Consider the following 12,839-nt stretch of genomic DNA (forward strand, 5'->3'; position numbering starts at 1 on the left):
CTATTTATTCAATTTCAAATACCAAAGTTCATAATAATATACGTCGACCCTGAATCGAACGATCATCCTGCTGCAAGACTCGCGCGCTCTATTCAGCACGACAACAAAAACCTCACCGAACGCTGTCAGAATGGTCGTGACACATACAGAGGGTGGGCCTTGTTTAGACGGTTAGACTCGGTCAGTCTGAGAAGTGTGTAACTAATATCGCCGTGCTAGCAGCTCCACAGAGGTGCCAAATTTACTAGGAACTGAAGCGGGACGGATTGGGTGTGCAAACCAAGACCTCCCGCTTCGCAGAGACGATTGTATCGCTCGCCAAAAAAGCCGTCGTTGGCGAGCCAGCTCCGGCATACTGTCCCGGAAAAGAGGGGTATGCCGACTGGGTGATTCTCGCCGTTCAAGGGTTCAAAGAGTACCTCGGTCACGACTACCGGAAGCTGCTGGATGTTCTCCGAGAAATACCGAGAGTCGCAGAGTCACTCGGTTTAACGGTTGAGACGCTTCCTCACTTCTCCACAGTTTGTGCACGGAAGCAAGAGATTCCGATGAAGCGGTGGCGAGCGATGCTCGACGCATCGGTCGAGCTGTACGAACTCGGTGATGTTCAAGCGATCGACACAACCGGCATGGATCGTGTCCAAGCTAGTCAGCACTACGCGAAACGGATAGACTATACGTTTGAGGCGGTGAAAACCACGCTGCTCATCGATTGTGAAACAAGTACGATACTATATATACACTGTTCGACGAAACAACTGCACGATACACAGGTCGGCTGGCAAGTGCTAGTGCGGAATCTCGACGATTTAACGGCTGTGGCGGCGGATAAAGGATACGACTGGGAAGCACTTCGGACGAAATTACGTTCTGAAAATGTCACACCGCTTATTCCGCAACGTGGACCGGGATTGCGGGGTTGGGCGAGAAACTTGATTATTTTCGATGGGGCGTATCATCAACGCTCGAATGCAGAATCGGTGTTTTTCGGATTGCGCCGTCGGTACGGCGAGACGCTGTGGGCGAGAACGTGGTTCGGTTAGTTCCGTGAACTTGTCATGAAATCAGCGGTGCGAAACATCGAACGCGCAATTGCGGGGTCGAGTCACTGAATTCAGGCGACTAAACAAGGCTCAGAGGGTGTAGTCAGCAACTGCTGAGGATTGTACTCCCGGCTTGCAGAGTGGAGTACCTGACAGACTGAGCGAGCGAAGCGACGGGGCAAGATATATTGAAGCTCATCTTCTCATCTCTCGTTGTGCCCGATCTCGAAGGCGGATACGCTGCTGTCGGCGCAACATTGGGAATCCTCTTTGGCTTGATGCTCGGTGGTCCGTTTGGTGTTGTCCTCGGTGCCTTAATCGGGGGAGGAATTGGATGGTATATCGAACGCAAATCGACCGATTAGTGTAGCGTAGTTATCGCGGCCGTTTCTATCAGGAACCGAGACGGTAGTATGGGCCGTGCGTCGTCTCCGACGCGAGCTGGTCACGGCATCCGGGTCGCCCAGTTTCACGAGTGGTTAGTAGTGTGAATACATCACATCTCTCAGAGGAAAATTCAGACGAGGTTAACAGTGGTCTGATACCAGAATTCTACACATGTGCTCCGCAAAACGCCGGAAACAAGGGTATGGGTGAATTTTGGAATACTGTTAAGTCGTCACGGGCCCTCGGTTAGTCTTGCACTAAGGTGACCAAACTATGGAAAAGAATGTCGGCGGATACGATCGGATTGCGCGGCTCATCGTCGGCCCGACCCTGATTATCGTGGGTATCGGGGCGTTCGGTGGATTCGTCACGCTCGCAGCGGGACAACTCGGATTCGTGCTCGCAGGCCTCGCAGTCCTGGTCGGCGCAATCCTGTCCGTGACTGCTACAACTCAAAAGTGCCCGCTCAACGCGGCAATCGGCCTGAACACGTACACTGACCGTTCTACCCAGCAAGCGTCGTCCGAGGAGCCAAACCCCAGCATAAAGTGACGCAGTCCACGTCCGTCGCTCGGATGTGGTGACTGGCACCCCCCAGGAGTTGCGACGGACGGGAGAGCTCTTACCCTTCCAAGGGTTGTGCCTCACACAGCCCCTATTTTCGGCATGCGGACACTGACAGCGTACAGAGAGTACGCGCTTTGGTGTGGTAACTCTCAACGATGTATCGAACGTTCCGGGGCGAAAGCGACCAGTGCTAATGACACACTCGCACGCTGAGTTCAGCACGACCAGAGAAACCTACCCGAACGTTACCAGAAGTGGTGTGCAACACTCAGAAGATGTAGTCAGCACGGTAAGCATTCGGTAATGGGCCATTCCATCGGCACATTTTTGTTCGAATAGAAACATTTTCAAACAATGGATTTCATTGGTTTCGCTGCACTAGCAATCATACTGAGTGCATCTATCCACAGTCTCGTAGTAAGCTATCGCCGTGGTGAGAAAGCTAATACACTGATTCAGTCATTGGGGTTAGTGGCTGCAGCGGTTGCCGGGTTGCAATACTTCTACGCGGGAAGATTCGCTAACCTCAAATAATCTCCACCGGTCAACAGTATGGACATCGCTCGTACGGTGAGCCAACAGTCGTTCCACAGTGTCGACATTCATAGACGACAGATTTCTTCAACCGACTCGCGGCGGGGTGCTCAGCCTCTGTCTGGACTTCGTTTTGAGACCGCTGAACCGCTACATCGATCCAGATGACAGATATTCTCGTCATCCATACAACATTTGTTTGTGCTATTTTGAACGATGAATTTATCGACTCTTGAGTGGTGTATGTGAACATACCACATAGAAATGAGTCATACACCTGCCGCTGACGACCCCAAACAGTCACCAAGTCCTTCGTCACGTCACCCACGTCGGTCAGCACTCAAAATCACACCCACAGACGACACGCTCACACTGGAGACGATTCACGCGCAGTTCCAGACGTTGCACCGACTCTGCCAGCAGACGGCGACTGACGTCGAATGGCTACTCGTCAAACCAGAGTCAACAGCCGAACTCGAGTATTATCTCTCGGCCACAGACGAATCCGGTCTTGCCCGGATTGAGCAGTTCGCACGACGCCTCTTTGCGGACCCGTACGAACTCACACAGACGACGCTCACACTTCCAACACAGACACTGGTTGCGCCAACCGAACCCAGCCCCGACGGCACTGACACGCCGACAACGTCGGTTGCGGGCATCGAATTCCACGGTCACGCCGAGCGCCGCCACGACTGGCAGCTGAAACTCACCGACTATGCTGCCTTCGAAAGTGACCATCGTCGCACTCGGAATCCACTCTCGACGGTCGTTGCAGCGATGGTCAGCGCCACCGTACCGATGGTGTATCAAGTGCTCGTCCGCCCGAAGCCCGACTGGACGGCCGATGCAGCCCTCCGTCGAGATGACTTGCTCACCTACGAGGACACGTTTACCCAGCGGTGGTTTGGCAGTATCGACGACCGCCCGGTTCGCGAGCGTTCGCTCGATGACGTAGATCACAGTCACGCCGAGCGTATTAGACAGCTCGACGCCAAAGACGCTCGCCGATCGTTCGACATGAACGTTCGGGCTGTTGCTATCGGCGACGACGACCACTCACTTGACGCAATTGCGACCCTCGAGACGGCGTTTAGCGACGTCAGTAACACCTACTATACGGTTCGTCCTCATGTCGTGACGGGTGAGTCAGCCCAGCGACTCGCTGCATCCATCACCGAACGGACCTTCCGGACTGGGCTGGGACGGACTCGCCGACTTACCCAGCGGTTGCCCATTACGGCCAACCACAGCCCGTGTCTCGTCGTCGACCCCACTTCACTGCCGTCGTTTTGTCTCGTCGACGGAGCGCGACTCACCACCGCTGGGAAACAAGGACTCGACATCACACACGGCGAAGCGTCGTCGGTGCCGCGACCCCCACTGGAGCGACTGTCGACGTACCGCCAACCCGGGCTTACGCTTGGGCGCCCGCTGACCGAGGATAACGAAACAGAACCTACGCCTGTTTCACTCCCTCCCTCGTTACAACCACTGCATATCGCTTGGTTCGGGAAAACGGGGTCGGGGAAATCGACGTCGCTGTTGAACGCGATGCTCGATAATCATGCGGCCACAGACGGCGCGGACATCCTCATCGACCCGAAGGGTGGCGATTTGCCCATCGACTACCTGCGAGCACACTACGCGCGGTATGGGTCGCTACAGAACGTCTATTACTTCGACTGTGCGGAGACGCTGCCCGCCATCTCGTTTTTCGATATTCGCGACCAGCTTGCCGATGGGATCGATCGGACAGCCGCTGTCGAGGACGTCGTCGACCACTATCTCGATATCCTGCGACAGGTGATGGGTCGTGAACGCTTCGATCAGGCCGTTCGCTCACCGGACATCATTCGGTATCTGGTAAAAGCGTTGTTCGACCCGGTCAACGGCCACGACGTGTTCGGGCATGATGATCTCGAGGAAGCGGCCGCACAGATGCACGATTCGCGTGACGCCCCACCTGTGAGTGATGACGGGCTTGCCCGGATGCTCGGCGGCATCACGACCAACAGCAAGCGATCGTTCGACGAGCTGATGCAAGGGGTCGCAAACCGGATCGAGAAGATTCCGGCTGACGAGCGATTAGGTCAACTCTTCAATCACGTCGCTGTCGACATCGAGGATGACACCGTCCACCCCCAGTTCGACTTTCGGACGATCATCGATGAAGACGCCGTCGTCATCTTCGACCTTGGCGCATTGCGCCCGGAAGCTCAACGCGTCATCACGCTCGTGTTGCTCTCTCAGCTGTGGACGGCGTTGAAGCGGCGGCACCGAGCAGGCGATGCCGAAGCGTATCCGTTGGTGAATCTCTTTGTCGAGGAAGCCTCAAGCATTGCCGTCTCGAACCTTCTGTCAGATTTACTGGCGCGTGGTCGGGAATTCTCACTCGCTGTGACACTCGCGATGCAGTTTCCCGCACAGTTGCAGGCAGCCGATTCCGGTGCGTATGCAGAGGTACTGAACAACGTCTCGACGATCGTTTCTGGAAACGTCGCTGTCGATGAGCGCTTCGAGCGACGATTTGCCACGGCCGATATGACCCCACCAGAGGTCGGCAACCGCCTTCGAGCCTTACAGCGGGGACAGTGGTTCGTGAGTCTTCCATCCCCCTTCGCCCAGCCAGAGCCACGACCGTTCGTCCTCTCTTCACAGCCGTTGCCTCCAGGCCACTCCGAAGGGTCCTCACCGTTTTCGAGGCAAGCCGAACAGCGCGTCACTGCCGCAATCGAGCGCGCCCACTCACGAACACAGAGTCAGTGCGGGCTGTTGCTCACACAGCGCCACGAAGCAGAGTCCCAGTCACCCCGAACTGCCGCACAGTCTTCGGCTGAATCCGCGCAGTCGGCTGTCGACCTCACAGAAACGACTCCTCACTCGCCGATTCAGAGCGCCCTCCCGCTGACGAAGCGTCTCCCCATGTGTGTCGAATATCACGAGGCGAGTCATGCACTCGTTTGCACGGCCTGTACGAACCGCTATGCACCGACGTTCGAAGGCATGCGTGATGCAATCGAGTGTTGTTACTCACTCGATCGCATCGATCGCGACGACATCCCGATCCACGCACTTAACCTGACGCTCTCGGCGACGGAGCGAGCTGATAGTGGCTATTCGGATCGCCAACTCGCCTTCTTACAGGCCGTCTACAACGCCCATCAGGGCCGCTATGACGATCTCGAATACAACCTCGTCACCGACAGTATGGTCCGACTCCGCGAGTACGTCGGCATCGACCCAGCGGCCGTCCAAGAACTCGTCGACGATGGCGTGCTTCGACACGACGGCAATCAACCCCATCGGTTGTACACCGTCTCAGCTGCGGGTCGCGAGCTCATTCACGAGGGATATCGCCGCGGACTCTCACACGGCGATGGCAAGGGTGATCTGGGCGAGTCTAGCCAGCATATCCTGATGGTCGAAATCGGCCGACAGTATATCGAGCAGGCGTTCGTCACCGACGAAGACTCGAGTGTCGTTGAGGCGGTTACGTACCATCCAACTCCCGATGGCGGCCGGTTAGATGCAGCCGGGTTGAATAGCCGAGGGACGGTCGTCGTCGCACTTGAAGCCGAGCGCGTGAACCATGACGTCAAGACGGGCGTTCCAGACGATTACGACAAGATGGCTGCCTGCGAGCCCGAGGAAGCCATCTGGATCACGATGAACCGAGCGGACGCGCACACGGTGTTGCAGGCACTCAACACGCCCGCTGAGGGGCCGCCTCGCGTCGAGAAGACCTACAGCGAGAGTTCACAGCCGCGGCGGTTTTCAATCGACACACCGGGCTGTACGGCCATCTATACGCTGCTCTACGTTCGCGATACACTACTCGAGACCTGACAGTCACACTTGCGCGTCGATGGTGCGATTTTCACAACCCCTGTCGGCGGATGAGCGTGGTGCTAGTGCGGCCTAGGGCGTTCTCTGCCCGTGTAAGAGGCGACACAACGGGCGCGTAACTCCGGAAACAACCCGGTGAGTTGCATGAGAGATAGGTACGATGGAAGTGCGATCGGTGGCACGTCAGCACGATGTCGCGAGCAGGCCTCGATGGGTGAGACGCCCGTAGAAGGAGGATGCGGTTGGAAATTGAGTGGTCGATATGTGTGGCTGCATTGGTGTCACAACGGCTAAAACCCGACGACGGAACGGGGTTGTGAATACTCGCCGTTCGAGCTGGAGTCGGCGGCGACGATGCCGGATTCGGGGTGGTCGTCGCCGCGTCGTTGTGGTGCGTCCATCTCCTGTGTGTGGTGTCGAAAAGCCCCTGTGAGGCAGTTTTCGGGGTTCGAGTCGACAGGGAGGAGTCGCCTGTAAGAGCGGTTCCAACTCACTGGCTGAGCCCTTTCACAACCACGCAAAAACGCACGACTGCAAGGGGTTGTGAAACTTCTGAAGGGGGCTGTAAGACAACCTCCATTCTGCGTCGGCATCTGTCGTGTCCTCATGGTCAGTGTCGTCGTTCGCGTTCCCTCGACGAGCAGTGTTTCTGTGTGCGGCGACACTGTCACTTCACCACTCAATCGATGCGATTCAACCGATTGCAGGGGGCTGTGTGCCTGGTGAGTCTTCTTCGGTTCGCCCCGCGATGGCAGATCCTCTGATTGCTCGCTCACAGATTCATCTGCTGCGTGTTGAGACACCGGTCTGTACTGACCGTTGATTGCTACCGTCGCTCCGGCTCGTTGCTCACCCCACTTTCGTCTTCTACACAACTGTTCTTCCGGCGATGAGCAACGCTTGTGAACTCACTGTCGAAGGCTAGTGCTTGCCGAGGCACTCTCTCCGTGCCCCTCTTCGCGCCGTTGCAGTTGTGAACCCAATAGACGCTCAGCTACCAACACCAATGACAGTCTGTAGCGACTAACAGAAATAGTTACCAGAGTGTGCGTGGTAGTAACAATCACACAGGCAAGGTGTACGATGCAACCAACGCTTCCACATACAGCTACCGTACCCACTGCATTACGCGATGTCGACCAGTGGGTCTGTTGGCGCACCCGTGATCGAAGTGGCGAGAAGTCCACGAAAGTCCCGATCGATTCAGCGACGGGGTCGTTTGCGTCGACGACAGACCCCGCTACCTGGACGTCCTACGACGACGCCTTCAGCGCTGCCCAACAACGAGGAGCGACTGGTCTCGGCTTCGTGTTCACCGCCGACGATACGTTCGTCGGCGTCGATCTTGACCACTGTCGTGATCCCGAGACCGGAACGTTCGAGCCCTGGGCTGCGGAGCTCGTCGGGCAGCTCGACTCCTACACCGAAGTGAGCCCCTCGGGCACAGGCTGTCACGTGCTCTGTCGAGGAACGATGCCTCCGGGTCGAAACCGAAGCGGCGACGTCGAAATGTACACCGAATCGCGATTCTTCACTGTCACCGGTGACCATGTGGCAGGGACTCCACTCACAGTCGAACACCGAACGGCTGTCCTCGGTGCCATCGCTACAGCGCATCTCTCAACATCCGAAACAACCCCAACAGAACCGAAATCTGAATCGGAATCGGGGTCAGAAGTGACAGCCGAAACATCGGCTTCATCCACGGCTTCGACGCTCTCTGACGACGACCTCCTCGAGCGAGCGAAGGCAGCTGCAAACGGCGAGAAGTTTACGCGCCTGTGGAGTGGTGATGTGAGTACCTACGATAGCCACTCGGAAGCAGACATGGCGCTGTGCTGTTTGCTCGCGTTCTGGACGGGCGGCGACACGAACCGGATGAACCAGCTGTTCTGTCGGTCAGGCCTTTATCGAGGCAAATGGGACGAGCAACACTTCGCAGATGGCAGTACATATGGTGAACGAACACTCCAGCGGGCGTGTGAGCGAACGACAGAACACTACACGCCGACGCCAACAGACACGAGCTCGACTCCAACTGCAGCGCGTCCGGGCCAGTCACCGACACCGCGTCCGCCTGTACCCACTGCAAAGGTGGTGCACCGACTCACGACAACCGAAGAGACCCTTGAGTACCTGGAAGCACGCGTGAGCACGGTAGAACAGGAGTGTGAGCGGCTGCGCGACGAACTTGCCGTCGCACGTGAGCCAACGCCAACAACTGACCAACGCACGAACACAGACTCGAAGGCGGGTGTGTTGGCTCGCGTCGGGCGACTCTTTCGGTAATGAGACACTGAACTGTGTCAACAGCGTTCAGCTCCCCACTCGTGTCACGTAAGTTCTGTGTTGAGTTCTTCGAGCGTCGCCGCATCGAACTCGCGGATATCGTAGCGATTGGCACTGCTACGCTCGGTGTAGAATGCGATGATCTTCAGCTCGACTAACAAAGCGAGCAACCGGCCAAAGGTGCGCGTGGAGAGCGGTGGGTCGTCGAGATGGTTGTACAGTTGTCGTCCAGTTGGGTAGGAGCGTGTCGCTCTCTCAAGCGCTGTTTGGAGGAGTGGCAGATGGCGTCTGAGCGTACTGTAGTGTTGTGGGGAACGAGCTTCGAGGGCTGCGACGCGAGTGGCGAGAGACGAACCCATGGAAACTGTGACTTCTCGCTAGTCGTGCGCTTGTGTTGATGAACCTTCTGATGAAAATCGGAGTGAAAATAGGCATACACAGACTTTAACCTCATGTCGTACTGGGTCTCCGTAGTTCACTACCAGTGGTGTCGGTCGCGACAGTTGGCTATCCCGCTCTGCAGAGCATGGCGCTCAATGTAACTCTCATCTCACTAAGACCAAACAAATATCTTTCAGAGATTCTAAGCAAGCGTATGATCTGGATTGTCGAACTGCTTGGAGGAACTGGATTTTCTGTGTTGGGTTTCCTGTGGGTTGGCTTTCCAGAGGTCTTAGACCGTCAGAAATCGAGACTGTGGAAGAAGAACGAGTTTAAGCCAACAGACTCAACCCTCACCGACATGCGACTGTCGGGGCTAGGTTTCTTGCTGGTGGGCGTCGCCTTTGTGCTGCAGGCACTCAGTGAACTTTTCGTCGTTTGAGACTCTTCGTTCGTTCATTTTGTCTCTTCCAGACACTACTCTTGAGACAACTGCGTCTACTTACAGCGAGAGCCGCTGTACGCATTCACACAGATACCTGGAGGAACCCCACGAGTTCACCCGTGGATTACTGACTACCACATTTTAGCCATCGAAATCTGAAGGCAAGTAGCACCTCTTCAAGGATTATTACCCTTCCTCTGGAAGTTACAAGGCTACAACCGTGCCCCAAAGGGCGAGACAGATGCCAAGAGGCTATGAGTACCATCATGACGTTGCTCGGTTGCTTCCGGAGAGGGACTCTCTGTGAGAGCTTTGCCATCGATAGCGTCTCTCTCGGCTATTGAGCTTCCAGTTCATTGACCCCTAGTGCTTACACTGTCGTCCGAGTACCACAACCCATGACACCGACCGAACTCCGTGCAGACATGCCCGCACTCGAAGCGGTCACCTACCTCAACACGGGCGCGAGCGGACCGAGTCCGCGCCGCGTCGTCGACGCCGCCGAGGAGTTCTTGGAGTACCACGAGTACCAGTCACCAGCCACCGAGGGGATGTACCCCGCCGCGTTCGACACGTACGAAGACGTGCGGGCGACAGTCGCCGACTTCCTCGGTGCCGACACGGACGAAATCGCCCTCACCCAGAGTACGAACGACGGCATCAATCGCATCGCCTGTGCACTCGAGTGGGAACCCGGCGACGTCGTCGTGCGGACGGACCTCGAACATCCGGCAGGCATCCTCCCGTGGAAACGACTGGAGCGAACGCGGGGCATCGACATTCGCGTCGTCGAGAGCACGGACGGACGACTCGATATCGACGCCTATCGTGACGCCGTCGAGGATGCGAAACTCGTCTGTTTCAGTTCGCTCACGTGGAACTACGGGACGCGACTCCCGGTCGAAAAACTGGTCAACATCGCGCACGATGCCGGCGCGTTCGTCCTCGTCGACGCCGTCCAGAGCGTCGGGCAAACGCCCGTCGACGTCCACGAGTGGGGTGCCGACGCCGTCGCCGCCGCCGGCCACAAGTGGCTACTCGGCACCTGGGGCGCGGGCTATCTCTACGTCGACGCCGAGGCCGCCGAAAAACTGCATCCCGGACCGATTGGATATCGCGGCGTCGTCACTCCCACCGACGACGAGTACGAGTTGAAGACCGGTGCGGCCCGACTAGAGGTGGGCACGACGAACCCCGCGCCGTACGTGGCCCTCCAGGAGGCCATCGAGATGATGGACGAGATGGGTGTCGACGCCGTCGAATCACGGATTCACGACCTCGCGACGAAACTGCGCGACGGGGTGCCCGACGAACACGTGGTGAGCCCGGCGACGCCCGAATCGGGGTTGGTGACAATCGACGTTGCCGACCCAGAGCGGACAGTAGAGCGACTGAACGACCAGGGAATCGTGATTCGCTCACTCCCGTATCCGGGCCTCGTTCGTGTCTCTGTGCACGTGTTCAACACCGAGGCGGATGTCGAGTCGGTGCTCGACGCGTTAGAGGGAGAGTACTGAACGGAGGCTGAACCTGCCTGGTGTGATTGGGAGTTACCTAGTAGTGACGAAGAACGCACACACTACTGTTAGGCCAAGTATATTACACTCGGAAATGTAGTGTAATTCAGTGGGTAGACTGATGATAGAATTAGAGTTCGTGGTTCCCTCCAACGTGGCTGATATCGCAGCAGGAGTGACCATATGAACCCCGACAGAGCGAAAATAACGGCAGCTACAGAGTGGCCTCAGTTCACGGTTAAGTGTGCGCTCGGTAGTCACATCCACGGAATCGATGCTGTGTTTGACCCTGACGAAGTGATTTTGTTCGACCCGACGCAGAAAGGTGGTTCTGCGTGGATCTCCGCAAAGAGCGGCTCGTACGTCCCAACCGATGAGACGTGTTGATCACTCTTTGTGTCACTGCCTACTGTCCGAGGAGCCACGACCCGATTTATAAAGATCTGTAGACCTATATCGCGTTATCGACGAGTGTATGTCACTTCTCGTTCGTCACTACCCGCGTACACAGTTGTCTCCGCAGGTGTCGTTCGTGCGATTTCGACACCACGACGAATCACACGGACTCTCGGTGCACGCATGCGCAGTGCATTGAACGGATCGTGTGCATCGAAAACGACAAGCGAGCCTTCAGCACCAGGTTCGATGCCATAGTTCTGTGCGCCGAACACAGTCGCGTTCGCCGTCGTCAACATCTCCCACAGTGGTTCGACGTCATCCCGACCGCTCATGTGAGCGTAGTGAAGCAACACAAAGGCTGCATCCAGTGGATCGCCAACCCCATAGTGATACCACGGATCCATCACTGAATCATGGCCGAGTCCGACCGAAACACCCGCTTCACGCAACTGATCGATACGCGTGTGCCCACGCCGTTTCGGATAGTCATCGTAGCGGCCCTGCAGGACAGCATTATCTGGCGGGTTCGTCACGACGCTGACGCCGCTTTTCGCGAGGAGCGAAATAAGCTTCTGCGCATAGGCGTTCGAATACGAATGCATCGCTGTCGTATGACTTGCTGTCGTTTTGGCGCCGATCCCCCGTTTGAGCGCTTCACTGGCTAACACCTCCGTGAATCTCGATTGTGGGTCGTCAGTCTCATCGATATGCAAATCGAGTGGAAGTCCATGCCTTTCAGCCAAATCGACGGCTGTGTGGACGTCTTTGACCCCATCCTCGCGCGTATGCTCGTTGTGAGGAATGCCACCAATAACGTCGACGCCCATCTCAACTGCATCAACGAGCAAATCCTCGTGAGAGTCGGCTGTGAAAATGCCATCCTGTGGGAATGCGACGACTTGGAGATCAACAACGTCCGAGATCTCCTCACGGAGTTCCACTAACGCCTCGACACCCGTTAGAGACGTCTCAGTTGTATCGGCATGCGTCCGGACACGAGTGACGCCATGACTGACCAACCACTCGAGTGTTTTGCGGGCCCGCTGTTTGACGTCTGACTTTGTGAGTGAATTTTTTCGGGCGGCCCACGTCTCGATTCCTTCCGCAAGCGTCCCCGAGCGATTCCACGTTGGTTCACCAGCCGTCAATGTCGCATCGAGGTGGATATGCGGCTCAATGAGCGGCGGCGTGACCAACCGACCTGCAGCGTCGAAGCGCTGTGACGCGTCAAATGCGTCCCAATCAGCTGTCGTGGCTGCTTGTACCCGCTCGATCGATCCATCTGTGATGACTATGTCGACAGAAGACTCATCCAGCAGCGTCGCATCGCGGACCAGAAATCGTGACATGTACTGTCGTTCTTCCAGTGTGTGTATATCTCTATTGACAAACTAAATACAACTTCATAAAGATTCAACAGCCATGTCA

At 56.6% G+C, this 12,839-nt stretch carries 7 protein-coding genes and 1 pseudogene; 6 read left to right on the forward strand and 2 right to left on the reverse strand.

What is annotated here, in order from left to right; translation table 11 throughout:
* Positions 1-251 precede the first annotated feature (251 nt).
* The 3 genes and pseudogenes from BM083_RS02445 to BM083_RS02460 form a co-directional block, all read left to right on the forward strand.
* Positions 252-1,040: pseudogene (locus BM083_RS02445) on the forward strand (IS5 family transposase); the annotation flags it as partial.
* Between the two features lie 663 nt (positions 1,041-1,703).
* Positions 1,704-1,982 carry a YgaP family membrane protein gene (locus BM083_RS02450; protein ID WP_089865297.1) on the forward strand — a complete coding sequence of 93 codons (279 nt, stop codon included), beginning with the start codon at positions 1,704-1,706 and terminating at the stop codon, positions 1,980-1,982.
* Positions 1,983-2,795: 813 nt separating this feature from the next.
* On the forward strand, positions 2,796-6,380 hold the full coding sequence (locus tag BM083_RS02460; RefSeq protein WP_245756831.1) for an ATP-binding protein: 3,585 nt from the start codon (positions 2,796-2,798) through the stop codon (positions 6,378-6,380).
* Positions 6,381-6,670: 290 nt separating this feature from the next.
* Here BM083_RS02460 and BM083_RS22725 read toward each other — a convergent pair whose 3' ends face one another.
* Positions 6,671-6,874, reverse strand: a complete 204-nt coding sequence (locus BM083_RS22725) for a hypothetical protein (protein ID WP_143085661.1) — start codon at positions 6,872-6,874, stop codon at positions 6,671-6,673.
* A gap of 1,015 nt (positions 6,875-7,889) precedes the next feature.
* Here BM083_RS22725 and BM083_RS24110 point away from each other — a divergent pair.
* From BM083_RS24110 to BM083_RS02480, 3 genes are all read left to right on the forward strand, one after another.
* Positions 7,890-8,669 carry a phage NrS-1 polymerase family protein gene (locus BM083_RS24110; protein WP_394327589.1) on the forward strand — a complete coding sequence of 260 codons (780 nt, stop codon included), beginning with the start codon at positions 7,890-7,892 and terminating at the stop codon, positions 8,667-8,669.
* A gap of 595 nt (positions 8,670-9,264) precedes the next feature.
* Positions 9,265-9,492 carry a hypothetical protein gene (locus BM083_RS02475; RefSeq protein ID WP_089865305.1) on the forward strand — a complete coding sequence of 76 codons (228 nt, stop codon included), beginning with the start codon at positions 9,265-9,267 and terminating at the stop codon, positions 9,490-9,492.
* A 401-nt stretch (positions 9,493-9,893) separates the two neighbouring features.
* On the forward strand, positions 9,894-11,012 hold the full coding sequence (locus BM083_RS02480; RefSeq protein WP_089865308.1) for an aminotransferase class V-fold PLP-dependent enzyme: 1,119 nt from the start codon (positions 9,894-9,896) through the stop codon (positions 11,010-11,012).
* A 461-nt stretch (positions 11,013-11,473) separates the two neighbouring features.
* On the opposite strand, the gene BM083_RS02485 is transcribed toward BM083_RS02480, so the two are convergent.
* Positions 11,474-12,760, reverse strand: coding sequence for a cytosine deaminase (locus tag BM083_RS02485; RefSeq protein ID WP_089865310.1), 1,287 nt, complete (start codon positions 12,758-12,760; stop codon positions 11,474-11,476).
* Between the last annotated feature and the right edge of the window lie 79 nt (positions 12,761-12,839).

Source organism: Halogranum rubrum (assembly GCF_900114455.1).
Lineage (GTDB): Archaea > Halobacteriota > Halobacteria > Halobacteriales > Haloferacaceae > Halogranum > Halogranum rubrum.

What these genes read in the sequence shown, in the direction of transcription:
- BM083_RS02450 (WP_089865297.1), top strand. Translation starts at nt 1,704, where the DNA reads ATGGAAAAGAATGTCGGCGGATACGATCGGATTGCGCGGCTCATCGTC.
- BM083_RS02460 (WP_245756831.1), top strand. Translation starts at nt 2,796, where the DNA reads ATGAGTCATACACCTGCCGCTGACGACCCCAAACAGTCACCAAGTCCT.
- BM083_RS24110 (WP_394327589.1), top strand. Translation starts at nt 7,890, where the DNA reads ATGTACACCGAATCGCGATTCTTCACTGTCACCGGTGACCATGTGGCA.
- BM083_RS02475 (WP_089865305.1), top strand. Translation starts at nt 9,265, where the DNA reads ATGATCTGGATTGTCGAACTGCTTGGAGGAACTGGATTTTCTGTGTTG.
- BM083_RS02480 (WP_089865308.1), top strand. Translation starts at nt 9,894, where the DNA reads ATGACACCGACCGAACTCCGTGCAGACATGCCCGCACTCGAAGCGGTC.
- BM083_RS02485 (WP_089865310.1), bottom strand. Translation starts at nt 12,760, where the DNA reads ATGTCACGATTTCTGGTCCGCGATGCGACGCTGCTGGATGAGTCTTCT.